Source organism: Selenomonas sp. FOBRC9, assembly GCF_000287655.1.
In the GTDB taxonomy this organism is placed as follows: Bacteria; Bacillota; Negativicutes; order Selenomonadales; family Selenomonadaceae; genus Centipeda; species Centipeda artemidis.
Genome location: NZ_ALJR01000039.1, coordinates 150,913 through 174,978, shown reverse-complemented (window position 1 = coordinate 174,978; position 24,066 = coordinate 150,913). Strand labels below are relative to the sequence as shown.

At 59.4% G+C, this 24,066-nt stretch carries 22 protein-coding genes and 1 riboswitch; of the genes, 14 read left to right on the top strand and 8 right to left on the bottom strand.

Annotated elements, in window-relative coordinates; all coding sequences use genetic code 11:
* Positions 1-249: 249 nt before the first annotated feature.
* The 4 genes from HMPREF1147_RS09670 to HMPREF1147_RS09655 form a co-directional block, all read right to left on the bottom strand.
* Positions 250-1,323: an aldose epimerase family protein gene (locus HMPREF1147_RS09670; RefSeq protein ID WP_009658651.1), complete on the bottom strand. Its 1,074-nt coding sequence runs from the start codon at positions 1,321-1,323 to the stop codon at positions 250-252.
* Between the two features lie 71 nt (positions 1,324-1,394).
* Positions 1,395-1,622: a ferredoxin gene (locus HMPREF1147_RS09665; RefSeq protein ID WP_009658679.1), complete on the bottom strand. Its 228-nt coding sequence runs from the start codon at positions 1,620-1,622 to the stop codon at positions 1,395-1,397.
* A gap of 283 nt (positions 1,623-1,905) precedes the next feature.
* Positions 1,906-3,642: a phosphoenolpyruvate--protein phosphotransferase gene (ptsP, locus tag HMPREF1147_RS09660; protein ID WP_009658628.1), complete on the bottom strand. Its 1,737-nt coding sequence runs from the start codon at positions 3,640-3,642 to the stop codon at positions 1,906-1,908.
* A gap of 92 nt (positions 3,643-3,734) precedes the next feature.
* Positions 3,735-4,001 carry an HPr family phosphocarrier protein gene (locus HMPREF1147_RS09655; RefSeq protein ID WP_009658598.1) on the bottom strand — a complete coding sequence of 89 codons (267 nt, stop codon included), beginning with the start codon at positions 3,999-4,001 and terminating at the stop codon, positions 3,735-3,737.
* 285 nt (positions 4,002-4,286) lie between these two features.
* Here HMPREF1147_RS09655 and HMPREF1147_RS09650 point away from each other — a divergent pair, with 285 nt between their 5' ends.
* From HMPREF1147_RS09650 to HMPREF1147_RS09600, 11 genes are all read left to right on the top strand, one after another.
* The gene (locus tag HMPREF1147_RS09650; RefSeq protein WP_009658691.1) at positions 4,287-5,099 is read left to right on the top strand and encodes a hypothetical protein; all 813 of its coding nucleotides are present in this window, start codon (positions 4,287-4,289) and stop codon (positions 5,097-5,099) included.
* Positions 5,100-5,125: 26 nt separating this feature from the next.
* Positions 5,126-6,103, top strand: a complete 978-nt coding sequence (locus HMPREF1147_RS09645; RefSeq protein ID WP_037350098.1) for a PRC-barrel domain-containing protein — start codon at positions 5,126-5,128, stop codon at positions 6,101-6,103.
* A 28-nt stretch (positions 6,104-6,131) separates the two neighbouring features.
* Positions 6,132-6,240, top strand: a riboswitch (TPP riboswitch).
* A 57-nt stretch (positions 6,241-6,297) separates the two neighbouring features.
* A complete protein-coding gene (gene cytX, locus HMPREF1147_RS09640; RefSeq protein WP_009658711.1) occupies positions 6,298-7,476 on the top strand; it encodes a putative hydroxymethylpyrimidine transporter CytX in 1,179 nt (392 codons plus the stop codon).
* A 270-nt stretch (positions 7,477-7,746) separates the two neighbouring features.
* A complete protein-coding gene (thiM, locus tag HMPREF1147_RS09635; protein ID WP_009438258.1) occupies positions 7,747-8,571 on the top strand; it encodes a hydroxyethylthiazole kinase in 825 nt (274 codons plus the stop codon).
* 183 nt (positions 8,572-8,754) lie between these two features.
* Positions 8,755-9,564 carry a bifunctional hydroxymethylpyrimidine kinase/phosphomethylpyrimidine kinase gene (gene thiD, locus HMPREF1147_RS09630; protein WP_037350100.1) on the top strand — a complete coding sequence of 270 codons (810 nt, stop codon included), beginning with the start codon at positions 8,755-8,757 and terminating at the stop codon, positions 9,562-9,564.
* A gap of 43 nt (positions 9,565-9,607) precedes the next feature.
* Entirely contained in the window at positions 9,608-10,096 is a 489-nt protein-coding gene (gene thiW / locus HMPREF1147_RS09625) for an energy coupling factor transporter S component ThiW (protein ID WP_009658620.1), read from the top strand.
* 1,117 nt (positions 10,097-11,213) lie between these two features.
* Positions 11,214-12,719 (top strand): aldehyde dehydrogenase family protein, encoded by a 1,506-nt coding sequence (locus tag HMPREF1147_RS09620; protein ID WP_009658587.1) that lies wholly within the window; start codon positions 11,214-11,216, stop codon positions 12,717-12,719.
* A gap of 181 nt (positions 12,720-12,900) precedes the next feature.
* The gene (locus HMPREF1147_RS09615; protein ID WP_009658706.1) at positions 12,901-13,536 is read left to right on the top strand and encodes a hypothetical protein; all 636 of its coding nucleotides are present in this window, start codon (positions 12,901-12,903) and stop codon (positions 13,534-13,536) included.
* A 55-nt stretch (positions 13,537-13,591) separates the two neighbouring features.
* Positions 13,592-14,191, top strand: a complete 600-nt coding sequence (locus HMPREF1147_RS09610) for a hypothetical protein (protein ID WP_232208081.1) — start codon at positions 13,592-13,594, stop codon at positions 14,189-14,191.
* Between the two features lie 64 nt (positions 14,192-14,255).
* Positions 14,256-15,341 (top strand): aminofutalosine synthase MqnE, encoded by a 1,086-nt coding sequence (gene mqnE / locus HMPREF1147_RS09605; RefSeq protein ID WP_037351384.1) that lies wholly within the window; start codon positions 14,256-14,258, stop codon positions 15,339-15,341.
* Positions 15,342-15,387: 46 nt separating this feature from the next.
* Positions 15,388-16,017 (top strand): LUD domain-containing protein, encoded by a 630-nt coding sequence (locus HMPREF1147_RS09600; protein ID WP_009658722.1) that lies wholly within the window; start codon positions 15,388-15,390, stop codon positions 16,015-16,017.
* A 417-nt stretch (positions 16,018-16,434) separates the two neighbouring features.
* Here HMPREF1147_RS09600 and HMPREF1147_RS09595 read toward each other — a convergent pair whose 3' ends face one another.
* The 4 genes from HMPREF1147_RS09595 to HMPREF1147_RS09580 are packed head-to-tail and all read right to left on the bottom strand — an operon-like array spanning position 16,435 to position 20,672.
* Entirely contained in the window at positions 16,435-17,841 is a 1,407-nt protein-coding gene (locus tag HMPREF1147_RS09595) for a hypothetical protein (protein ID WP_009438226.1), read from the bottom strand.
* 14 nt (positions 17,842-17,855) lie between these two features.
* Positions 17,856-19,151, bottom strand: a complete 1,296-nt coding sequence (locus HMPREF1147_RS09590) for a DUF4253 domain-containing protein (RefSeq protein ID WP_009658590.1) — start codon at positions 19,149-19,151, stop codon at positions 17,856-17,858.
* 18 nt (positions 19,152-19,169) lie between these two features.
* On the bottom strand, positions 19,170-19,577 hold the full coding sequence (locus HMPREF1147_RS09585; protein ID WP_009438266.1) for a hypothetical protein: 408 nt from the start codon (positions 19,575-19,577) through the stop codon (positions 19,170-19,172).
* A 9-nt stretch (positions 19,578-19,586) separates the two neighbouring features.
* On the bottom strand, positions 19,587-20,672 hold the full coding sequence (locus HMPREF1147_RS09580; RefSeq protein WP_009658661.1) for a hypothetical protein: 1,086 nt from the start codon (positions 20,670-20,672) through the stop codon (positions 19,587-19,589).
* Between the two features lie 372 nt (positions 20,673-21,044).
* On the opposite strand from HMPREF1147_RS09580, the gene mqnE (HMPREF1147_RS09575) reads away from it, so the two are divergent.
* The 3 genes from mqnE (HMPREF1147_RS09575) to HMPREF1147_RS09565 are packed head-to-tail and all read left to right on the top strand — an operon-like array spanning position 21,045 to position 24,014.
* Entirely contained in the window at positions 21,045-22,142 is a 1,098-nt protein-coding gene (gene mqnE, locus HMPREF1147_RS09575) for an aminofutalosine synthase MqnE (RefSeq protein WP_009658668.1), read from the top strand.
* A complete protein-coding gene (gene mqnC, locus HMPREF1147_RS09570; protein ID WP_009658663.1) occupies positions 22,139-23,164 on the top strand; it encodes a cyclic dehypoxanthinyl futalosine synthase in 1,026 nt (341 codons plus the stop codon). The genes mqnE (HMPREF1147_RS09575) and mqnC overlap by 4 nt, the downstream gene beginning before the upstream one ends.
* Position 23,165: 1 nt before the next feature.
* Positions 23,166-24,014 carry an MTAP family purine nucleoside phosphorylase gene (locus HMPREF1147_RS09565; protein ID WP_009658606.1) on the top strand — a complete coding sequence of 283 codons (849 nt, stop codon included), beginning with the start codon at positions 23,166-23,168 and terminating at the stop codon, positions 24,012-24,014.
* Positions 24,015-24,066: the final 52 nt, after the last annotated feature.

Below are 24,066 nucleotides of genomic sequence, written 5' to 3'. Positions count from 1 at the left end.
CGGCATGGTACGACGCTTTATCCCAAAGGGGACCGATATTGCTTGCCTCACGCCGGACACAATTCAACAGGTAGAGGACTGGATGAATAACCTCCCCAGGAAAATCCTCGGATACGATACACCCAAAGAGCGTTTCGATTCATATGTTGCTCAATTCGCTGCCTCGTAACTTTTTCCCTACTTGTCCCACTTGCTATTGCAATTTAGGGAAAAAACTAGAGGAGATATAAATGGATTCTATGAAAAATTTTATATTGTGTCGAGTTTGTAGACGGTCTCGGCGGTGAACAGCTCGTCCATGGCGAGCACGGGCTGCGGGAATGCGGGATTCGCCGGCGCATTCGGGAAGAACTGAGTCTCGAGGCAGAATCCGCTTCGCCGCGGGAAGACAATGCCTCCTTTGCCGGGCGGGGTATCCCCGCGCAGGTTGTTGCCGGTGTAGAACTGCACGCCGATGCGGTCGGTGTAGCAGGAGAGAATGAGCCCTGTTTTCGGGGCGGCTACACGCGCGGCTTTTTTGAGATGTGAGTACGGCTCGGGCGCAAAGTCGCCGCGCAGCACCCAGTTGTGGTCGTAGCCGTGCGCCATTTGCACCTCGTCGTAGTCCGCGTCGATGCGATCGCCGATGCGGTGCGGTTCGGTGAAGTCCATCGGTGTGCCTGCAACGGGGAGGATACGCCCGTCGGGGAGCGATTCTGCGTCCGCCCATGTGAAGGTATCGGCGCAGAGCTCCGCCGTGTGGTCGAGGACGCTCGGGGCGGTGCAGCCCTCGAGGTTGAAATAGCTGTGGTTCGTGATATTGCAGATGGTTTCGGCATCGCTGACGGCTTCGTATCGAATGGAAAGAGCGTCGTCATCCGTGAGGCGGTAGGTGACCTTTACCTCGAGATTGCCGGGGAAGCCGCCTGCACCGTCGGGGCTGACGGTGGTAAAACGGACGCCGTCGTGGACGATGTCCGCGTCAAAAAGATGTGTGTGCAGGCCGTGCGTTCCGCCGTGGATGTGGTTTTGTTTCTTTGACCCGCTGTTCAGCTCGAGCAAATAGGGACGTCCGCCGACGGTGATGCGTCCGCCCGCGATGCGGTTCGCGTGCCGCCCGACGACGGCGCCCATGTAGGCGGTGTCGCGCACATAGTCCTCGCCGCGGGTGTAGCCGAGGACGATGTCGATGGGATGTCCGTAGACGTCTTTTTCAAAGCGCACGAGGCGCGCGCCGTAGGTCGTCACGGCGACGCGTGTGCCGTTTGTGTTCGTCAATGTGTAGAGATCGATGTTTCGACCGTCGGGCATTTTGCCGAACGGCTCCAGCTTCAGTTCTGTCATGGCATTTCCCCCCGAAAACGTGACATACCGGTGAAAAGATGAAACAAATCAATATCTATTTTGATATAAAATTAGTCCGGCGGCACAGCCTGCACCCAGATAATTGCGCCGACGGGACAGTCCTCCGCCGCCTCGAGCGCGTCGTCGGTCTCTATGGACTCCGGCTGGCGCACGATCTCTGCGGCGCGCGCCGTGCGGTCGATACGAAAGACGGCGGGGAGGCGCTCGGCGCACATGCCGCAGGAGACGCAGAGGTCGGTGCGGATATGAAGCACAACTCTTTCCCCCTTCTCACGCATCTTTAGATTGTTCTTGATATTTTCATCGGGTATGTTTTAGCGCCGCTTGGGCATCCGCCCTGCTAAAAAAGCGGGGCTTAAAAATGGTTGCGGCGGATACCCAAACGGCACACGCGTTACGGCGCAATCCGCCATATAGCGCCGCGCGCCCTGTCTCATATGAAACAGAGCTGTTACACTTGCGCGTGCAACAGCTCCGTCTTGATCGTCAAATATAACACACACGCATAGGATACCTCATGCAGCACATGGCGTCTGTGAGAAAAGCAACAGGAGAAGAAATTTATCCTTCGGCGACGGCGCCTGTCGTATCGCCGAGCATTTTGTGCACATAGGCGCGGATGTCGACGCCGTGCTCCATCTTCATGACGTCGGCGAGGAGATCCTTTGCCTGCGTCGATGTGACGGAGCGGATCATCTCCTTGACGCGCGGGATGGACGGCGCGCTCATGGAGAGTTCGGTGATGCCCATGCCGAGCAGCAGCACGGCGGCGTACGGGTCGCTCGCCATCTCGCCGCACATGCCCGCCCAGATGCCGCGCTCGCGCGCACTTTGGATCGTGCGTTGGATGAGACGCAGGACGGCGGGGTTGAACGGGTTGTAGAGATGCGCGATCTGGGCGTTGCCCCGGTCGACCGCAAGCGTGTACTGGATGAGGTCGTTCGTGCCGATGCTGAAGAAGTCGACGTAGGCGGAAAGGAGCGGGGAGACGACGGCTGCCGCCGGGGTCTCGACCATGATGCCGACCTGTACATCATCGGAATACTCTTTGCCCTCGTGGGCGAGCTCGACTTTCGCCTGCTCGACGAGCTTTTGCACGCGCTGGATCTCGCTGACGCTGATGACCATCGGCACCATCATGGCGGCTTTGCCGTAGAGTCCCGCACGCAGGATCGCTTTGATCTGCGGCAGGAAGAGGTCGTGCCGGTCGAGGCTGATGCGCAGTGCACGGTAACCGAGGAACGGGTTCTCCTCGGGATCGATGTTGAGGTAGGGGAGCGGCTTGTCCCCGCCGATGTCCATCGTGCGGATGACGCAGATATGATCGCCGCATTTCTCGACGGCGGCGCGGTAAACTTTGAACTGATCCTCTTCGGTCGGGATGGTCGAGGAGCCCATGAAGATGAACTCCGAGCGGAAGAGTCCGACGCCCTCCGCGCCGTAGGTCAGCGCGTTGTCGACATCCATGTGGGTGCCGATGTTCGCCGTCAGCTCAATGCGCACGCCGTCCTTTGTGACGGCGGGGAGATCCTTGAGCGCGGCGTAGTGGGCGGCGAGTTTTTTCTGCTCGTCGATCTTCGTCTCATAGAGTGCACGCTCGGCTTCGGTCGGGCGGATGACGATGTCGCCGCGGCTGCCGTCGAGGATGACCTCGTCGCCGTCGCTGATGAGCTCGATCTTATCGCCGATGCCGAGGACGGTCGGGATTGCGCGCGCCTTGGCGATGATGACGACGTGGCTCGTCGCACTGCCCGAGCCCAAGATGACGCCCGCGATCTGATCTGTCGGCATTCCCGCGACGACGGACGGCTCGATCTCCTCACCGCAGAGAATGAGCTGTCCTGCGCCGGGCTCGGGTTCCTTGACGCCGAGGATATATTTGGCAATGCGCTTGCCCACATCGCGCAGATCGACTGCGCGTGCGGCGAAGTATTCATCCTCCATCTGCTCAAAGACCTGCGCCTGCTCGTTGGCGGCATCGAGGATGCCCTGCGGCGCACTGCCGCAGGCGTCGATTTTACTCCGGATATTGTCCGCCATCATGGGGTCCTGCACCATCATGCGGTGTGCCTCAAGGATCGCGGCCTGCTCCGCCTGATCCTCTTTGCGCAGGCGCTCGATGGTTGTGAGCAGGGTCTCCGTGACGGCTGCAATCGCCGCTTCCGCTTTGCTCTCTTCCTCCGCGAGCGTTCCCGGGTGGTAGGCGGCGAGATAGCCGTCGAGGTTTTGCCCCGCGAGCATGACTGTGCCGACGGCAATCCCCGAGATCACACCTTTTCCACGGATGGTCTCCGACATATATATCCCCCTCTTTTCTATGAAAATTCCCGATGAAAAAAGCGCCTCGGGGCAAAGCTGTGTACTGCAAAACCCCGGGGCGCCGGCATATGTTACTCTTCGCCGAATTTCGACTTGATGAGCCCTGCAAGCTCCGCGACCGCCGCTGCCTCGTCCTCGCCCTCGGCGATGATGGTGAGTTCGGTGCCCTTGACGAGCCCCATGCTCATCAGCATGAGGATGCTCTTGGCGTCAACCTTTTTGCCCTTTGCCTCGAGCTGGATCTTGGACTTGAACTTCGTCGCGGTCTGAACGAATACCGATGCGGGACGTGCATGGATGCCCGTCTTGTTCTCGATTGTCACCGTTTCCTGCGTCATATGAACCTCTCCCATCCGAAAAATGATAAGCACATATTCCCCATCGCGCCCGCATACAGCCGCGCACGGCGGCGTGCGGATGCAAATGAATGTCACGGTCATTATACTATAAAATACCCTCTAAAATAAAGGGTGGAAATAAAAATGTTTTTCAAGAATATTTTGCAGAAAAAGGAAGGATTTTTCTCATTCGTGTCGAAAGAGTTCTAGAATGCCTGTGCGGTGAATGCGGCATAGGAAACGCGGCGTGGAGATCGAAGGGAAAAAGGGGGAGGCGGCGCAGTGATGCAGATCCGGCTTTCCTCCGTTGTACTGGCGGCACTTCTCGGCGTCGGGCTTGTCGCGGGGCTGATCGCGTTTAGCCCTGCGCTGACGCGGATGTACTATGTGCATCTGGCGCTGCTGATCCTCGGTGCGGGCGCGTGTGTGACAATCTATAACCGAAGAGCCGCACATCGGGTGCGCCCGCGGGCAGATGCGGCACCGCTTGCCTTTGAGGAGGATCCTGACGCCGTGCCGGAGCCGATCACGGATGCGGCGGCTGCCGGAGCACCGTCCGCGGATCCGGCGGTGTGCATGGAACCGGAGCGCTCCGTATCGATGCACGATGCTGACGCTCCTGTCGATCACACGGCGGACGAAGCACGTTCCGCTGTGTCTCTTCCGATCCCTGACGTGCCCGCTGTCGCTGCGGCGGAGGAACGACTGCCGACCGATCTGGATGCGCTGCTTGACATCGCGTACGAGTCGGCGGCGCAGAACCCCGCGCATGCCATACGTGCGTACCGGGAGGCGCTCGCGCGGCATCCCGGAGACTCCTATATGCCGTATCTGGTCATTGAGCTCTCGACGCTCTACAAGAACATGGGCGACTACGGCGCGGCGCGCAGCCTGTTCAACCACGCGCTCACGCTGCCGAGCATCGCGCGGAACCCCGTCATGGTGCAGGAGTTCCAAAGATCCCTGCGGTACATGGACGCGCTCTCCCTTCTGCTTGCCCTGCGGGGCACGCCGACGCTTCCCTTTGGCGACGTGCCGAAGGATTTGATCGACGCGGCGAACCGACAGGCGGACGAGGCGCCCGCTTCCCACCCTTGACATTTTTGAAAAATGGAGGAATAGAAATGAAGAAAAGCGTTGACATCCTAGGACTTCCCGTCATCAGCATCACGGAGGGGCGTGAACTCGGCATGAGCAAGACCCTGCTCATCGATGCGCCGAACCGCGTCGTGGCAGCGGTCACGATCGAGGACGAGGACTGGTATCGCGGAGTCAAGCTCATTCCCTACGATAATGTCATTGCGGTCGGTGAGGATGCCGTTACGATCAACAACAGCGAGAATATCCTGACGCTCGATGCGGCGGGGGATTTTGAGACGCTGCTCGACGACAACATCCGGGTCATCGGAACGAAGGCGATCACGCGCACGGGCGTGATTCAGGGGATCATCTCCGAGATCTTCATCGGCGAGGACGGCAGCATCGAGAAATGCGAGATCACGACACCCGAGGGCATGACGTCCGAGGTTACGGCGGATCAGGTTTCCATCTTTGGGAAGGAAGTCACCGTGATCTCCCCGGAGGGCGATGCCGGAAAAAAATCTGACGCAGCGGCAGCACCGGCGGCACCCGCTGCGCCTGTGCCTGCGGTGGAAGAGCTCCCCGCAGTCGAGCCGGTCGTTGACATTCCCGCGGCAGAGCCCGCGCCTGAAGTCCCCGCGGCAGAGACTGCTCCCGTAGAGGAAGCTCCCATTGCAGAAGAAGCCCCTGCGGCTGAGTCCGCAGCGGAGGAGCTGCCCGCAGAAGAGCCGATCGCAGAGGTTCCTCCGGCAGAGGGGCCTGCACCGGAGCCGGTTGTTGAGAGTGCTCCGGCGGAGGAGCACGCTCCGGCAGAGCCTGCCCACGCAGAGGAGGAAAAGAGCGCGGAGCGTGTGAACGAGGATCGTCACCGCCGCTTCCTCCTCGGCAAGAAGGCGACGCGCACAATCAAGATGGACAACGGCGTTGTCATCGTTGAGGCGGGCGCGGACATCACCGAGGAAGTCCTGCAAAAGGCAAAGCTTGGGAATAAGTTCATTGAGCTGTCGATGAGTGCACAGTAACCGGCAGCCGGTGCTTGGAGGATTTTCTCCACAATATAAAGGGGAGCTGCCACGAGGCGGCTGAGAGGGGACGTGTGCGTCCCGACCCGCAACCTGATTTGGGTAATGCCAACGTAGGGATATACCGATGCAGTCGAACGCGGCTATGTCTCTTGGCATGGCTGCGTTTTTGTATCTGTATCGGACGGAGGTATATGATGGAGCGGCAGACAGGTCTCGGCGCGAATGCGCTGATTTGGTTCGGCGCGGGCGTATCGCTCGCGGAGATTTTAACGGGGACGTTCTTTGCTCCACTTGGGTTTGCGGACGGCGCCGCGGCGATCGTGCTCGGTCACATCGTCGGCTGTTTCCTGCTGTTCCTCGCGGGCGTGATTGGTGCGCGTGCGCGGCGGAGCGCGATGGAGACGGTGAAGATGGCGTTCGGCGGGCGCGGGGGGCAGCTCTTTGCCGTGCTCAATGTGCTCCAGCTCGTCGGGTGGACGTCGATCATGATCTATGACGGAGCACTCGCGGCGGGCAGCATTATGGACGCGGGGCACGCGCTTTGGTGTCTCGGCATCGGCGCGCTCATCGTCCTTTGGATCCGCATCGGTATTCTGCGCATCGGGCCTGTGAATGCGGTCGCGATGACAGGGCTGTTTCTCCTGACCGTCCTCCTCTGCGTGACGATTATGGGCGCGGACGGTGCGGCGGCGTCCGCGGCGGGGGAGACGATGAGCTTTGCGATGGCGCTCGAGCTCTCGATCGCGATGCCGCTCTCGTGGCTGCCGCTCATCAGCGACTACACGCGCGCGGCGGAGCGTCCCGTGGCAGCGGCTGCGGTGAGCGCCGTGGTTTACGGGCTCGTGAGCTGCTGGATGTACTTCATCGGGATGGGCGCGGCGATCCTCGCGGGGACGTCCGACATCGCGCAGATCATGCTGCACGCGGGGCTTGGCGCGGCGGGACTCGGTATCGTCGTGCTTTCGACGGTGACGACGACATATCTTGATGCCTATTCGGCGGGTGTGTCGAGCGAGAGCATCGTGCGCGGCATCTCCGGGCGCACGGTCGGCATCGTGGTTGCGATCGTTGGGACGGCGGCTGCGGCAGTCTACCCGATGGACGATATTACGGGATTTCTCTACATCATCGGATCGGTCTTTGCGCCGATGATCGCGGTGCTGATCGTGAGCAGCTTCGTCCTGCACGACGACGCGTCGGAGCGCGCCGTGCACGGAGCGAATCTCGCCGTCTGGTTCGTCGGGTTCCTCTGCTATCGCGGTCTGATGATCGTCGATACGCCGATCGGGAGCACACTGCCGACCATCGCGCTGACGATGGCGCTTGCGTATGCGGTGAATAAGGCGAGGGGAGCGCGGACGACGCGGTAAAATTCTTGAAAGTGTCTATGTGCGGCTCAGGGCATCTTTCTCGCCGCTTCGCAAACGATGCGGCAGAGACGGTGTCGTCTTATAGTAAATGATGCCCCACAGTCTCTTGCGCTGCGCGCTGCGGACTGCAAAGCGGCATTCTAACACTGCCCCGTACTGATAAAGAACATGCCGTGCCGCCCCTTCGGGGTTCAATGCTTCGCGGCGTCGATAAGACGCCCGTTCGCCGCGTCATACAGATCACACGTCACGCCACGAAAGGATAACATAATGGCTTTCAACGATCTTTTACCCTCCATACGATCCGCCGCGCCGCTCGTTCACTGCATCACGAACTATGTGACGGTGAACGATGTGGCGAATGTCCTGCTGGCGGCGGGGGCGCGTCCGATCATGGCGGACGACCCGGAGGAAGTCGAGGAGATTACGGAACTCTGCGCGGGGCTGTGCCTCAACATTGGGACGCTGAACGCACGGACGATCCCCGCGATGATGGCGGCGGGACGCCATGCCCGCACGCTTGCGCGTCCTGTCGTGCTTGATCCCGTGGGGGCGGGGGCGAGCCGCCTGCGTACGGCGACGGCACGCGATCTGCTCTATGAGGTGAAGCCCACGGCTGTGCGCGGCAATATCTCCGAGGTTCGGACGCTCGCGATGGGGGCGGGACATTCGGACGGTGTGGATGCCGCGGCAGCAGATGCGGTGACGGAGGAAAATCTCGCGGCATCGGCGGCGTTCGTCCGCGCGTTTGCGGAAAAGCATCGCTGCATCGCGGCGGTGACGGGGGCGATTGATCTCCTGACGGACGGGGAAATCTGCTATGCGGTGCGTAACGGGCGTGCGGAGATGAGTCGTGTGACGGGGACAGGATGTCAGCTCTCGGCACTCACTGCGGCGGCGCTCGCGGTTGTTCCTGCGCGACCGCTCGATGCCGTGCTGACGGCAGTCGTCTTGATGGGCGTCGCCGGGGAAATCGCTTGGTCGCGTATGGGGGCGGGGGACGGCAACGCCGCGTACCGTACGAAGATCATCGATGCGATTTATCGGATGGATGAAGAGACGCTGAGGCGGCACGCGAAGGTGGAACGACTTTGAAATTTGTATCGCCGATTCGGCATCTGCCTTGCCAAAAAAGCGGGGCTTAAAAATGGCTGCGGCAGACACCTCTTCGGCACGAAAGTTCTGTGTGACGGATCCTGCATGGCGGCGCATCGTGTTCCGCCGCATAAAATAAAACAACGCGAGGGAAAAACGCATCATATTCAAGGAGATGAAACCATGTACCAACAACCCACGGTCCTCACCATTGCCGGCAGCGACTCGAGCGGCGGGGCGGGCATCCAAGCGGATCTCAAGACGATGACGGCGCACGGCGTCTACGGCATGAGTGCGCTCACCGCGCTGACGGCGCAGAACACAAAGGGCGTGACGGACATCCTCGCCGTGCCGCCCGCATTCCTCGCGGCACAGATCGACGCCATTTTTACCGACATCCCGCCCGATGCGGTAAAGATCGGCATGGTCGCGGATGCGACGCTGATCCGCGTGATTGCCAAGAAACTTGCGGAGTACCGCGCACGCAACATTGTCCTCGACCCCGTGATGGTCGCAACGAGCGGCGCGCGGCTCATCGCTGAGGAGGCGGTTGATGCGCTTTGCAAAGAACTGGTGTCGCGCGCCGATCTCATCACGCCGAACATCCCCGAGGCAGAGGTGATCGCCGCGATGGACATCAAAAATACCGCCGATATGGAGTATGCGGCGGCGAAAATCTATGCGGATTACGGGACATCGGTGCTGATGAAGGGCGGGCACGCAGTGGATGATGCGAACGATCTGCTCGTCGATGCTGCGGGTGCACGGTGGTTTCGGGGGCGGCGCATCGCGACGGAGAACACGCACGGCACGGGCTGTACGCTCTCGAGCGCGATCGCCTCGAATCTCGCGCGCGGCATGGACATAGACGCGGCGGTTACACGAGCAAAAGAATACCTCTCGGGTGCGCTCGCGGCGGGACTTAACCTCGGGAAGGGGCACGGCCCGATGGCGCATACCTTTGATCTAAAGAGCGCGTTTATCCCATCCTGACGTCCCGGAAAACGCCGACATCCTCCATGTGAAAGGAAATCTCATGTTTGACACACCGACTCGAAAACTCACCCTCGCGGGCATCCTCGTCGCGATTGCCGTTCTCGGCGGCGTGTTCAGTTTCCCCGTGCTCGGCAGCCGATGCGCGCCTGTACAGCATCTCGTCAACATCCTAGCCGCCGTGTTCCTAGGACCTCTATGGGGTGTCGGTGTCGCCTTTTCCGCAAGCCTTTTGCGCAACATCGCGGGGCTGGGCAGTCTCATGGCATTCCCCGGCAGCATGGTCGGCGCGCTCGCCTGCGGCGTTGTCTATCACTATACGCGCCGTCTTGGACTGACCTGTATCGCCGAAGCGCTCGGCACGGGCATTCTCGGCGCGCTCGCCGCCTATCCCGTCGCAGCGCTCCTCATGGGACTCTCGCCTGCGAGCTACACCGTCTACATCGTCCCGTTCCTCATCTCCACGGGCGCGGGCAGCATCGCCGCCTACATTCTCCTGCGCTTCCTGCTGCCAAAACTGCCGCGGGGATAAGGAACGCGACATCTGCACATAAAAATAGGGCTGCATCACATGCGCCGGGACGCGCCTGCAGCAGTCCTTATTTTTTATGCTTTTTTCTCACCCCGTACGATTTTTCCAAAATATAAGAGCAGCCCGATAAAGACGACAAGCCCCAGTCCTTCCGCGATGTTGGAGAACCCGGCGTCTACAATGGAAAGCGGGGCACATTATAACATAGAAAAAAGGGAAGTAAACGCCTATTAGGACTTTTCTACGATATAAACACAGGAAAATCTAAGAAAAGGGGAAAATTAAGGTCAACGGAACTAGATAAAATTTTGCAATACAAAACCGCCGGCGGGCTTTCTCGTCACCCGGCGGCGGTTATGCGGAAAATACAGGAAGTGATTGACAACTCTTTTGCATCCAAACGTCCTTTGCTTCGTTCCTCATCGCCGCTAGCATGCGCCGGGGAACTTTCCTCACGAAAACTTTACGAACCACGGTAAAACCGCGGTGGCGAACCTCATTGTGCGCTTGACACTCAGGTTCCTCCGCGCGTGACACGTTCTCACGCGGCGCACCCGTTCGCCGCTGCATCCGCCCCAGCGGACTGCCGCGTCCTCCTGCCGCCTCTTATGCGTTGCCCGGTACATCCGATCCGCCCTTCCACGGAAGGATCATGCACCCGCTGCGGGGAGTTGTACGGCTGCTCAATATCCCATTGGAATCTCCTCCCAGCCCGTCGGGGACGCAGCCGATGTGTGCCGCACCCGCGGCTCTTACCGTGACATCGACTGAATCCCGCACACACAACGAATCGTTGGTCAACACTGTGGGAAAATCCCGGAGCTGCGCACTGTATGTTTACGGTTCATACGGGCGGGTTGCCTGTCCTGAATCAGGCTTCCTTTTACAGACTCCTTTACTGATTTCAGTATATCAAATTTTAGAAAATTGTCAATAGCCGGAAAGAAAAATAAAGGAGATTTTCGAAATAGGAAGAATTAAATATATAGTTTTACCTGAATCAGATTTGTTTGTGAAAATCGTAACAAATGAAAAATATTTTCAATTAGTATTGAAAAGGAATCCCGGTTGCACTATAATAAAAGAACATTTGGATAAGTATTCTTAGGAAAGAGTGATGATATTGAGCAAAATCGCAGAAGAAATCAAAAACGGCAGCTATCGCGCCTGCTGGGGGCTCTTCATCGACGGCGAATGGATCGCCGCCGAGGGCGAGAAATCGTACGAAGTGACAACGCCTGCCACCGGGAAATTGATCGGCGTCTGTGCCGAAGCGTCGAAGGCGGACGTCGATAAGGCGGTCAAGGCAGGCTGGAAGGCGTTCCCTGCGTGGAAGAAGACGAGCCCCGCCGAGCGCGCCGATATTCTGCTGAAGATCGCCGACCGAATCGATGAGCACGCCGAAGATCTCGCCTACATCGAGAGTCTTGACAACGGCAAGCCCGTCCGCGAGACGCGCGCCGTCGACGTTCCCCTCGCGAGCGATCACTTCCGCTACTTCGCGGGTGTCATCCGCGCCGAGGAGGGCACCGCCTCGCAGATCGACGAGAATACACTCTCTATCGTTCTGCGCGAACCGCTCGGCGTCGTCGGACAGATCGTCCCGTGGAACTTCCCGTTCCTCATGGCGGCGTGGAAGCTCGCGCCGGCGCTTGCCGCGGGCAACTGCATCGTATTTAAGCCCTCGAGCGAGACCTCGCTCAGCGTGCTCGCCCTCACGGACATCATCAAAGACCTCCTGCCCGCAGGCGTGTTCAACCTCGTCACCGGGCGCGGCTCCACGACGGGCAACTACATCCTCGAGCACGAGGGGCTGAAAAAACTCGCCTTCACCGGCTCTACCGAGATCGGCTACGACGTTGCAAAGGCGGCGGCGGATCGCCTGATCCCCGCGACACTCGAGCTCGGCGGTAAATCCGCGAACATCTACTTCGAGGACGCGCCGTGGGAAAAGGCGGTCGAGGGCGTCTGCCTCGGCATTCTGTTCAACCAAGGGCAGGTTTGCTGTGCCGGCTCGCGCGTATTCGTGCAGGACACGATTTATGACAAATTCCTCGCGGCGGTCAAGGAGAAATTCGAAGCGGTGAAGGTCGGTCTCCCGTGGGAGGATGCGACGCAGATCGGCGCGCAGATCAACACGCACCAGCTCAAGAACAGTCTCGAATACATCGACATCGCAAAGAAAGAGGGCGCACGCATCGTCTGCGGCGGCGCACGCGCCGAGGGTGCGGGGCTCGAAGGCGGCGCATTCATGCAGCCGACCATCATCGCCGACGTCACGAACGACATGCGCGTCGCACGCGAAGAGATCTTTGGACCCGTCGTCTGCTTCATCAAGTTCCACGACGAAGCGGAGGTCGTCAAGATGGCGAACGACAGCGAGTACGGACTCGGCGGCGCCGTCTGGACGAAGGACATCAATCGAGCCTTCCGCGTCGCACGGGCGGTCGAGACCGGGCGCATGTGGGTCAACACCTACAACCAGCTGCCCGCGCATGCACCGTTCGGCGGCTACAAGAAGTCCGGCATCGGCCGCGAGACGCACAAGGTCATCATGGACGCCTACACCCAGTCGAAGAACATCTACATCAGCCTGAGCGAAGCGCCGTTCGGACTGTATTAAAGAAATAGGCGCGGAGTATTTTGCTCCGTATGCAGGGCGCCGCCCTATCCCATGCGGTAGGACGGCGTTTTTATGTGAAAAATGCGCTATTGACTTTTTCCGGAATTCGACACAATATAAAGAGAGACCGTGCACATGACGGTGCAGGCGGACACAACGAAGAATATGATCGGAGGATAAGATGAGACTGCAGAAAACGATGTATGGAACGGCGATTGCGGTGCTTTCCTGCGCCGCGTATCTCGGCGCGGGATATGCGCCTGCGGCGGCGGCGCCTGCCGCGGCAGAGACGCAGACAAAGGCGGAGACTCCCGCGTCTCTCGCGCTCTCGCCCGTGACGATCACCGATCACGATGAGACGCTGACGATGCTGCTGCCGGCGCAGATTTCGGGGTTCAAGAACGAAGAGCAGTCGTTTGCGGAGATCGGTTTTACCATCGGGAAATATCTTGCGCGCGCCGAGGGAGCGGGGCTCGACGTGCTCGTTCAGCATACCGTATTCGGAGATGCCGGCGACAGTGCGGCCGGCGTGCCGACACTCGACGAGGCCGTGGCGGGCGCGCGCGATGCGATTGCGGCGGCCTATCAATACGATCAAATGATGCGGGACGAGCGGATCGATCTCGGCGGTATGCCGGGGCACCTCTTCTCATATGCGTATACGGTTGGGGGGACGCGCTATATCGACGACAGCGTCGTTGTGACGCTCGGCTGCAATCAGTGGAACATCACGCTCTCGCGGCGCGCGGACAACAAGACGGCCGCGCCGCATATGAATGAGATACTAAGTTCTATTCGAGTGGGCGCCGCGCAATAGAGAGCGGCGCCGGTCTGTGCGTATGAGTCTTATGCATACGGAGAAGGAGAGTTCTATGTCCATGTTAAAGAATATACGGGGCCTCATCGCGCTGTGTCTGCTCGTGTTTGCCGCTTGTTTCGGCGGGGCGGCGCAGGCTGCGGCAGAGGACGGTACGGCCCCGCTCGAACTGCATCCGGTCACGCTCACGGATCACGGCACGACGCTGACGATGACACTGCCGCAGGTGCCCGATTTTGAATCTCATGAAATGCCCCTGCCTAACGGGTTCTATATGAACGAATTTTCTTCGTATCGGAAGGATATGGATTTCCGCGTGCACGTCCAGCATATGATCTACGGGCACATGAACGGCGGGGAGCCGGTTGAGCCGCAGCTGGAGGAGACGGCTAAGGGGATGCGCAAAAACTTTAGGACGCTTTATAAACTTGACCGGTTCGACCGCGATGAGACGCTGGACCTGGACGGTACGCCGGCGCGCTTGCTCTCGTTCAGTTTTGCGATGGATGGCAAACGCTATACGGACGATTATCTTATGGTCGTTTTTGGGCAGGAGGAGTGGAGCGTATCGCTCACCCGTCCTGCGGGGAGCGTATCGGTCGAACAGCGTATGGACGAGATGCTGACCTCCGTTCGGGTGACGGCGGCAAAATAATCCGAGGCGGGATTTGAAACGTATCCGGCGGTATGCCGCAGACTATTTTTAGGAGAAGAAGCGATTGCACGGCGATTATTTAGAGATTGAGCGGAAGATTGAGCGCGGGGAGCGGCTGACGCACGAGGATGGCGTGCGTCTTTTCGCGTGTCCGGACATTGCCCGGATCGGGGCGCTCGCCGACCGCGTGCGCCGCGAGAAATGCGGCGACATTGTGTACTACAATGTGAACTGTCATGTAAACCTGACGAATATCTGCACCGCGCACTGTAAATTCTGCGCATTCGGGCGCGATGCCGAGGATAAGGGCGCGTACGAGATGAGCGTCGATGAGGCGGTCGCCCACGTCGCGGACGCGATGCGCGATCCGCATCTGGCGGGACTCCATGTCGTGAGCGGACTGCATCCGGACTGGACGTTCGAGGACTATCTTATGCGGCTCAAGGCTCTGCATGAGGCGTTTCCCACGCTCTATCTGAAGGGCTTTACGGGCGTGGAAATCACGCATTTTGCAAAGAGTTCGGGGCGTACGGTGCGCGAGGTGCTCCTGCGGCTGCGTGAGGCGGGGCTGCAGTCGATTGCGGGCGGCGGTGCGGAGATTCTGACCGACCGCGTGCGCGGCGAACTCTGTCCGAACAAGGCGACAGCGGATGAGTGGCTTGAGACACACCGTACGGCACATACGCTCGGCATCAAGACGAATGCGTCCATGCTTTATGGACACATCGAGACGATCGAGGAGCGTGTGGAGCACATGATGCGGCTGCGCGATCTCCAGGATGAGACGGGCGGATTCCAGACGTTCATCCCGTTCCCGTTTCTGCCGTCGAATACGGAGCTGGGGCGGACGGTGCGGCAGACGTCGATGTGGGACGATCTCAGGACGATTGCGATCTCGCGTCTGATGCTCGACAACTTCCGCAACATCAAGGCGTACTGGGTGATGCTGACCGTGCCCGTGGCACAGGTCGCGCTCTGTTTCGGTGCGAACGATATCGACGGCACGGTGCACAAGGAGACAATTCTCCACGATGCAGGTGCGAAGAGCCCCCGCGCACTCTCGGAGGATCACATCATCCGTGTGATCCGCGAGATCGGACGCACGCCCGCCGCGTGTGACTCGAATTTTAATATCATCGAGACGTATTGAGAGGGAGCGGGATCGCCGTGGGGCATTCACCGTCAGAGGAGGAACTATGTCGGCATACGAGGAGCGCATTGTGCGTACGATGGAGGCGTTCCGCCGGAATCGCTACGATGTCTCACGATTCGTGGAGTGCACAGCGGCGGCGGACTACCTCACCGCCGAGATTCGCGGCAAGCGCGTCGGATTCGGCGACTCTGAGACACTGCGTGCGCTCTCGCTCTACGAGCGTCTGAGCGTGCATAACGAGGTGATCGACCCGCCGCGCGCGGGGCACATCGGCGGTATCGAGGCATTTCTCGCCGCAGGGCGCGAGGCACTGATGACGGACGTATTCCTGCTGTCGGCGAACGCCATCACTGAGCAGGGGCAGATCCTCAACATGGACGGTGCGGGCAACCGTGTCGCGGGCTCGCTTTTCGGACATGAAAAGACCTACTTCGTCGTCGGCATCAACAAGCTCGTCCCCGACATCGAGGCGGGGATCGAGCGCATTCACAGCATCGCCGCCCCGCGCAACGCGCACCGCAAGGGCAAGAAAACACCCTGCGCGAAAGACGGCACGCGCTGCTATGACTGCGCGGCACTTGAGCGCATCTGCAATGCGCTGACCATCCACTACAAGAAGATGAGCTACCGCCCGATGGAGCTCGTGCTGATCGAGGAGGAACTGGGGCTATAAATTTGGATACACAAAAGGGGCTGTTGCACGAAGTTTTTGACCTGACCCCCAAAAGTTAGACTTAGAGGATCTAACTTTTGGGGGTCACTACATCTAGCTTCGTGCAACAGCCCTTTGTCATTATGTCAGCGGTATCGCTACAAGTGCCTCTTCCACCGCTTACGCGGTCCCCCTCCCCCGTGTCGCACGGGGGAGGCTAGGGTATGGTATCTTAGCTTCCCCCGTCACAACGGGGGAGCGGTCAACGTCATCCAATCGCACGTCGCTAACGCTCGTGTTCTTGGGTCGTTTTCCCATACGACCTGTTTCCCGATCAGCTACCCCCTTTGGGCTTGCTTCTCGGACAGGTCAGTAAGTGGCGAGCGCAGCGAACCGATAGGGGTGTTCGTGCAACAGCCCCTTTTTATATGCGAACGGTTACGTCTCATCATCCTTCGGATTCCCGTCCTCATCCAATGGAATGTAGACACCCTTCTCCTGCCATGGGTACTGGTACTTGAGCGTGACCTGATTGTCGAGCTCAAAATGCACCGCGGCAAGTGTGCCCGTGCCCGCCTCGTCCGTGCGACTGAGCCAGCCGCCATCATCGAGGCGTTCCTTCTGCGTGCGCAGCCATGCGGGGCTGCGCTTCGACAGCCCTGCCTCGTTCATGTGAAAGACGAGCCGCACGGATGTATCGCCCACGGGATAGTCGAAGCTGCAATAGGGCGCGTTTCGCTCGTAGTTCTTCGGATCGGGACGGAAAAGCTGGCGGAAATACGCAAGCCCCGCCTCATTTACCGTCATGCAGGCGATGGCGCGCTGCTTTTCGTACATTTCTCCATCGGCATCCACGCCGTCACGCAGCCCCAATGTTTCGCCTGTCGCAGCCGCCTCTTGCAGCTCCTCGTCAAACGTGGGATCAATCCAGTGGTAGGACATCTGCTCGATGGTCGCACCCTCCTCGATCTCACGCGCAAGCGTCAGGAATTCATGATCGTCCGGCACGAGCGCAAGTCCTTTCTGTACCGCCTCGCGCGCCCCGTCACGGTTGCCGAAATGGCTGCGTAGTTTTCCAAGCTGCAGATACGTCCACGGGTAGTCCGGCTCCTCACATACGCCCCTTTCTGCCGTGCACAGCGCATCGTCCAGTCGTCCGCAGTACATGAGGGCGACGGCGTAGCGGTAGTAGTATGTCCCACAGCCGTTTGCATTTGCCGCAGCCGCCGGCATCCACTGCGTTGTACGGTAGTAGTACTCGTAGGCATCAATATTGTTGCACGCATACGCATACCACAGCGCGATATCGAGATTGGCGCGTGCCTCCGCGCGTGTGAAATTCCCCTTGATTGTTCCGTTCTTGATGTACGATTCCAGATAGTGCAGCATCTTATAGAAATAGCCCGTTGAGCCGTCGTCCATCGCCTCAAGCTTCTTGACCGCTGCAGGGGAGAGCAGCGGTTTTCGTGCGGCATGGATGACACGCAGCCGCTTTTGACAGGCATCGATCATCTGCATTGTGTCCGTATCGTTCGGGAGAGCGGCAAGTGCTGCCTCGAAGCAGGGGAGGGCGCAGTCCTCACGGTCGAGGTAGTAGTAGGCATAGCCCATGCGGAAGTTCCAGAGATGGTCACCCGCGAAATAGTCCGCGTGGGGGGCGAGGAGGCCGATCGCCTTTTCAAAATAGGCGCGATCCTCTGCGCTCGCCGCATTGTTATAGGCGCGCGCCAGTTCGCTGTCCAGTTCCGGCGTGCGTTCCTCGGCGGGGAGTGCCTCGATCTCTGTGATGATTTTCTGAAATTCGTTGTTCTCGTGCCAAACTTGGCACTGTTCGAGTAGTGTCATGAAAAAACCTCTGCTTAGTCCCACCAGAAATACCAAATGTCTGACTGCTCAAGATCGTGCGCGAGACGTGTGACGGTCATGCCGGGCGCGCCCTGCTCGACGATGTCGGCGCAGAACGCATACTGCTCCTTTGCAAGCTGTAGTGCGCTCTCCTGTGGTACGGGGGCGGGCACGCTGTACTCAAGGGTGTCATAGGTGAGGACGGCGGGCACTGCACCGTGCCGTTCGTGCCAGTATTTCGACACCGCCATCAGTGCTGCGGTGTCGGGACAGTCGTTCCACCCGCCGAACGGAAGATACGCAAACACCGTCCACGGATGCTGCACGGGGATCTTGGCGAGAATCATCGGCTGCGTTTTCTGCGTCTCGTAGTCCCAATAGCTGATAAAATGGTTGACGGGATGTTCCTCCTCATCGAACGTTTCCGCGCGGTTCTGCTCAGAACGCTCTCCGAGCCGCTCCGTCAGGATCGCTTTACCGTCCCCAATGGGCTGTGCAAGGATTTTCCTGCGATATGTGTCCACCGCTTTGGCATCGAAATCGTAGTCCTCAAAGTCCCCGCGCTCCGCTCCTGCATTCATCGTCAGAATCTCCCACAGCGTATCACTCGGCACGATGAGCAGGGGAACATAGCCCTCGCGTACGCCGAGGCGACGGGCGTAGCTATATGCCGCCGTGATCGGATCATCGTCTGCCAGCGGCGGGAAATATGTGCAGTCACAGCCGAGATAGCGCATGAGTGCAGCTGTGCGCACGTCCGGTTTAGCATTTTTGCTCCGTGTGATTTCTCCTTTCGTTTTGGGAGCGTTCCTCCTCCATGCGTCCCATCGCTGTGCGATGAGCTGTGCCATTGCCGCATAGTAGTTTTCATCGAATGGGACAAAGAGGTATGCCTCCTGTTTGAACTCGTTCGAGTGGTAACGCGCCGCACCGAAGTAGGAGAGGGCATAATTGTCGATGTCCGAGGGGAAGGAGGGTGCCTCACCGTCGTAGTAATACTCCGCGAATGCCTTGCCCTCCGGGCTGAAAAAGCCGCGCCTGAGGAGCCCGTGCAGATTATCGCGGAGAAAGGAGCGCAGATCCGTCTCGGCAGGATATTCGCAGACGGCACGTATGGTTTCCCCATATTGACGGACAAACCACTCCGCCATCAGCTCGTGCTCGATGCACCAGCGCAGATAGATCGCGATGTGGTTGTACGCCGTGATCTCGTCCACGGGCAGCTTCTTTTTGCGCAGACTATCGAGATGCCACGCTGCCTTGTCCATCACGCGATTGTCGAAGTCCTTGGGTGTGTAACCGTTTTGCATTAGGGGGCTCCTTTTCCGTTATCCTTTGTTCCTGCTGAGCAGAAGACTGTCCAGCATCGTCTCCACAAGAGTGGTTGGTGTGACGGCAAATCCATCCGTCGTGATCGTTTGATTGAAGAATGCCACGGAACGGTCATGGTCTAAGAAATGGTTCTGTGCGAGATGCTGTTCGATGTCATCCAGCAGAAAAGCACACTGTTTGAGCACTTCGTCGGCGAACGCGTTGGCATAGTGGATGCTTTTCATCATGCGTTTGTATTTTGTCTTCGGGTAGGTATCTTGGAACGTCTGTCGGAGCAGTGCGATCATCTGCGCAAAGTCTGCGTTCATATCGATCCGATCGGATGGGATGATCTGTTCACGGCAGAGATGCTCGATCAGCGCGCGGCATTTTGTTTCGAGTGCGGCGCAGTCTTTTTCACGCATAGTGTTTCCTCAGGTCTGCTGGTGCTGCATGGAGACGATGCGGCAGTCGGGGCAGAACTCAATGTAGAGCGTGCCCTCCATATAGTCCGTCAGCGCATCCCAATGAATCTGCATGAGATACTTCATCGGCTGCCCGCAGTCGGGGCAGGTCGTGTATTCCCAGTCCTGCCACCAGAGCGCAAAGCCGCCGAGCGTGCAGGTGTCCTCGAAGCGTGCGCCGTAGAACAGAGGAACGGGCGTCTCGCCGAGGATGAGATTGTTTTCAAAAATCCTGACAAGCTCCTCTTCGATATACGTGGTATCACCCGCATCTTCGTAGGAAAGCACCTCGCTGCCGCCGTCGAGCGTATAGCGGCTCAGTATCGGCTCTGCATATGCGACGCAGTTCGGACAACAAGTCGCTGTGAGAATGCCGTCGATGCCGAGGAAGTGCAGACGCGCATCCCGTCCGTCCAGTATGAGCATATCCGCCATGCGGCTGCCGCAGTGCGGGCAGTTCTCCTCCCGTGGTCGGGCAATGCGGACGGGCGAGCGGCGGACCTCTTCATCTGATGCGGCGTGCACCAGCGTATAGCAGGTGTCGTAGTTCAGCGTGCGGCGTCGCCCCTCTGCGTCGAACGTCCAGCCGCCGCACTGCGCATAGACTGCGGGATCAACGTGCAGCTTCCCGCGCCACGGGCGCGGTGCACGTTCGAGTGCGAGGAGTGCCGCAAGGGATTGGTCATCTCCCTGCATACCGAGGCACATCATAAGCTCGTTCGCCTCATGTGCGACATCCGTCTCCATCAGTGCCGCGATCAGTCCGTCCCGTACATCCGTCGGTGCATGATAGTAGAGTGCCGAGGGCCAGAAGGAACGTGCCGCGAGTGCCGCGCGTGGGATCTCCGGTACGAGCCGTCCGCGACAGCAGAGCAGATACCAGAAATCATCGGGGACATCCTCGATCTGTGCGATGATCTCCTGTTCCTTGGCCGCGACCTCCTCGGGCGTCCATGCGAGTGCCGCACGGCGATTCGCCGCTGTCCTGCACCTCCAGCAGAGCCCCTTATAGCCGAGCTCCGTGCCGCAGTCAGGGCACTGGTAGGGAAGCGTCATGATCGGCTCCTTTCCGTGATTCCTGTTGTGGGAATATTCATCTGTTTTATGATAGTATAGATGTATTACGGCTTCAATAGGTCTTTCGGGTAAAGTTTGGCAACAAGACCTGCCTTGATACGGGTCAAGGCAGTGCGCTCTACAGAATTTGCAAAATCCCGCCGCATTTGGTACACTTGCGGGAGTGTTGTAAGGACTCGCTGATAAAATAGACCCTCAGATTGGCGTAGATTTTTTCGTCCGAACAAGGAGGCAAACCGGACGCATAGCCAAAGCTATGTGGAGGATCGCGGGCACAGTGCGGGCAAAAAAGATGCGTCAAGATGGCGGTGCTGAATTTATCAGTGCTTCCTTAAGGAGAGAATATCGTACATGAGTGATCGAAAGAAAGCCCGTGCTGCCGCCGAGCGCGGGGCGCGGCTGACGAAGGAGGATGCGCTCGCCCTCTACGAGGACAACGACCTTCTCGCGCTTGCCGCGTGGGCGCGTGCGGCGAAGGAGCGCGCGAGCGGGAAGAACGTCTACTATACGGTGAACCGCCACATCAACCTCACGAATATATGCAGCGCGAACTGCCCGCTCTGCGCGTTCCAGGTGGAGCAGGGCGATACGCGCGGCTATATTATGGAAACGGATGATGTCGCGCGTGTATTGGAGCTGGCGAAAAAGACACCGCGTCTCACGGAAATCCATATCGTGAGCGCGCTGCATCCCGACCGCCCCTTCTCCTACTACGAGAGCGTGGTGCGGCAGGTGCGCGCGGCACTGCCCCATGCGGACATCAAGGCGTTTACGCCTGTGGAGGTTGTGAACTTTGCGAAGACGGAAGGGACTTCCGTCCGCGCCATCCTGCGCACGCTGCAGGCGGCGGGGCTGTCGTCGCTCCCCGGCGGTGGTGCGGAGATTCTGTCCGACCGCGTCCGCGCCATCATCTGCCCGAACAAGGCGACGCGTGCCGAGTGGCTCGACTGCATGCGTACGGCGCACGAACTCGGCATCCGCACAAATGCATCCATGATGTACGGGCACATCGAAACGGTGGAGGAGCGCATTGACCATCTGCTTGCCCTGCGCGAGCTGCAGGATGAGACGGGCGGCTTTCAGGCGTTCATGCTCTTTCCGTTCCATCCCGAGAATACGGCACTTGGTGCGGAGAAGAAACTCGTGCGCGTCGGTTCGTGGGAGGATATGAAGATGCTCGCTCTCTCGCGCCTTGTCCTCGATAATGTCGCGCATTTCAAGGCGTTTTGGGTCATGCTGACGCAGCCCATTGCGCAGCTTGCTCTCGGCTTCGGCGCAGACGATCTCGACGGAACGATCGGTGAGGAGAAGATCATTCACGCGGCGGGCGCACAGACGCAGACGGGCATCACGCGGCGCGAACTGGACGCGATGATCCGCGAGGCGGGCTATGTGCCTGTGGAGCGCGACACATTTTATCAGCCGATTGCGGCAGGGGAGGGCGCATGAGACTATCGGAGCGGGAGGCGGCAGACCTCCTCACGAGCGGCGATCCCATCGACCTCGGACGTGCGGCGGATGCGGAGCGGCGGCGGCGGTTCGGCGATACGGTGACGTTCATCGTTGACCGCAACATCAACTATACAAATGTATGCGTGAACGAATGCCGTTTCTGTGCATTCTATACAAAGGTGGGCGCGGAGGACGGCTACCTCCTGCCGATGGAGGAGATTCTCGCGAAGGTCGGTGAGACGGCAGAGGCGGGCGGCACGCAGGTCATGATCCAGGGCGGTATTCATCCCGACCTGCCGCTTTCCTACTATGAGAATATGCTGCGTGCGATCCGTGACCGCTATCCCTCCATCGTGATCCACTCCTTTACGGCGACGGAGATTCTGTACTTTGCGGAAAAGGAGGGCATTACCATCGAGGACACGCTGCGCCGGCTGCAGGATGCGGGGCTTGCCTCGCTCCCCGGGGGCGGTGCGGAGATCCTCGTCGATCGCGTGCGCAAGCTCATCGCACCGAAAAAGATCATGACCGAGGATTGGCTGCGTGTGATGCGGACGGCGCACAAGATTGGGATGGAGTCGACGGCGACGATGGTGATCGGCTTCGGCGAGACGATGGCGGAGCGCGTGGAGCACATGGAGCATATCCGCCGTTTGCAGGAGGAGACAGGCGGATTCCGCGCGTTCATCACATGGACGTTCCAGCCGGGCAATACCGCACTCGGCGGGGAAAAGACTTCGAGTTGGGACTATATGCGGACGCTTGCCGTCACGCGGCTCTACATGGACAATGTCGCGCACATACAGGGGTCGTGGGTCACGCAGGGCGAGCGCATTGGACAGCTGACGCTCGGCTTCGGCGCGGACGACCTCGGGAGCATCATGCTTGAGGAGAATGTCGTGCGTGCGGCGGGAACGCGGTACAATATGTCGATTAAGAAGATGATTGATTTGATACGCGGCGCTGGCAGGATGCCTGCGCAGCGGGACACGCAGTATCGCGTGATACGGAGGTTTTAGTATGGCAGAGCAACAGATTCCTGCGGCGGGGTATGCCATCATCGGCGGCTCGGGGACGCTGTCGAGCGACTTCCCGCGTGCGTCGATGGCGGACGATGTGAAGATCCTCGCGGACGGGCTGCACTTTGCAACGCCGTATGGCGAGAGTCCCGCATTCCGCCTGTTCTCCGTCGCGGGGCGGCGCGTGCTGACCTGCCGTATGCACGGCTGGCGCAGCGGTGTGACGCGTGCGGATGCATCGCGGCAGGTGTTCTGGGTGCTGCGGGAGGCGGGCGTGCGGCGCATCCTCTCCGAGGGCGGCGTCGGGACGGTGAACCCGCTGCTCGATCCGCGCGACTTCCTCATCCCCGACGACTACCTCGATTTGTCCGTACGTAAGGATGTCATGCTCGACGGGCGTTACCTGCTCGTCATGCGCGATGCACTCTGCTCGGAACTTCGTACGACACTCGTTGCGGAGACAAAGAAGCGCTATACGGGGCGCATCTTTGACCGCGGCATCTACGCCGTCACAGATGGGCGACATTTTGAGAGCCCTGCCGAGATTGCCATGCTGAAGGGGCACGCGGACATCGTGGGGCAGAGCCTTGCGCCTGAGGTCTATCTCGCGCGCGAGATCGGCGCGTGCTATGCGGGGCTGTACTTCGTCGTCAACTACGGAGAGGGCATCCGCCCGTGGTCGCACGACACGCTCACGCAGATTTTCTACGACGATGCGCCCATGATCGGTGACATCCTGCTCGCCACCATCCGCAGCGTTCCCGCCGACACTTGCGCCTGTCCCTGTGCCTCCCTGCGGAAAGAAACGTTGCTGAAGGACGTCTATAACAAAGAATCCGATAAAGGGTAAGACCCTTGCGCATTCATCGACTAGACATCTCCTCTATGACTGCTCTTCGGAA

Coding starts and splice junctions, on each gene's coding strand:
- HMPREF1147_RS09590 (WP_009658590.1), bottom strand. CDS start 19,151: ATGCAAAACGGTTACACACCCAAGGACTTCGACAATCGCGTGATGGAC.
- HMPREF1147_RS09620 (WP_009658587.1), top strand. CDS start 11,214: ATGATATTGAGCAAAATCGCAGAAGAAATCAAAAACGGCAGCTATCGC.
- HMPREF1147_RS09615 (WP_009658706.1), top strand. CDS start 12,901: ATGAGACTGCAGAAAACGATGTATGGAACGGCGATTGCGGTGCTTTCC.
- HMPREF1147_RS09650 (WP_009658691.1), top strand. CDS start 4,287: ATGCAGATCCGGCTTTCCTCCGTTGTACTGGCGGCACTTCTCGGCGTC.
- HMPREF1147_RS09595 (WP_009438226.1), bottom strand. CDS start 17,841: ATGACACTACTCGAACAGTGCCAAGTTTGGCACGAGAACAACGAATTT.
- ptsP (WP_009658628.1), bottom strand. CDS start 3,642: ATGTCGGAGACCATCCGTGGAAAAGGTGTGATCTCGGGGATTGCCGTC.
- HMPREF1147_RS09600 (WP_009658722.1), top strand. CDS start 15,388: ATGTCGGCATACGAGGAGCGCATTGTGCGTACGATGGAGGCGTTCCGC.
- thiM (WP_009438258.1), top strand. CDS start 7,747: ATGGCTTTCAACGATCTTTTACCCTCCATACGATCCGCCGCGCCGCTC.
- HMPREF1147_RS09655 (WP_009658598.1), bottom strand. CDS start 4,001: ATGACGCAGGAAACGGTGACAATCGAGAACAAGACGGGCATCCATGCA.
- mqnC (WP_009658663.1), top strand. CDS start 22,139: ATGAGACTATCGGAGCGGGAGGCGGCAGACCTCCTCACGAGCGGCGAT.
- thiD (WP_037350100.1), top strand. CDS start 8,755: ATGTACCAACAACCCACGGTCCTCACCATTGCCGGCAGCGACTCGAGC.
- HMPREF1147_RS09565 (WP_009658606.1), top strand. CDS start 23,166: ATGGCAGAGCAACAGATTCCTGCGGCGGGGTATGCCATCATCGGCGGC.
- thiW (WP_009658620.1), top strand. CDS start 9,608: ATGTTTGACACACCGACTCGAAAACTCACCCTCGCGGGCATCCTCGTC.
- HMPREF1147_RS09610 (WP_232208081.1), top strand. CDS start 13,592: ATGTCCATGTTAAAGAATATACGGGGCCTCATCGCGCTGTGTCTGCTC.
- mqnE (WP_009658668.1), top strand. CDS start 21,045: ATGAGTGATCGAAAGAAAGCCCGTGCTGCCGCCGAGCGCGGGGCGCGG.
- HMPREF1147_RS09645 (WP_037350098.1), top strand. CDS start 5,126: ATGAAGAAAAGCGTTGACATCCTAGGACTTCCCGTCATCAGCATCACG.
- HMPREF1147_RS09585 (WP_009438266.1), bottom strand. CDS start 19,577: ATGCGTGAAAAAGACTGCGCCGCACTCGAAACAAAATGCCGCGCGCTG.
- cytX (WP_009658711.1), top strand. CDS start 6,298: ATGATGGAGCGGCAGACAGGTCTCGGCGCGAATGCGCTGATTTGGTTC.
- HMPREF1147_RS09665 (WP_009658679.1), bottom strand. CDS start 1,622: ATGCGTGAGAAGGGGGAAAGAGTTGTGCTTCATATCCGCACCGACCTC.
- HMPREF1147_RS09580 (WP_009658661.1), bottom strand. CDS start 20,672: ATGACGCTTCCCTACCAGTGCCCTGACTGCGGCACGGAGCTCGGCTAT.
- HMPREF1147_RS09670 (WP_009658651.1), bottom strand. CDS start 1,323: ATGACAGAACTGAAGCTGGAGCCGTTCGGCAAAATGCCCGACGGTCGA.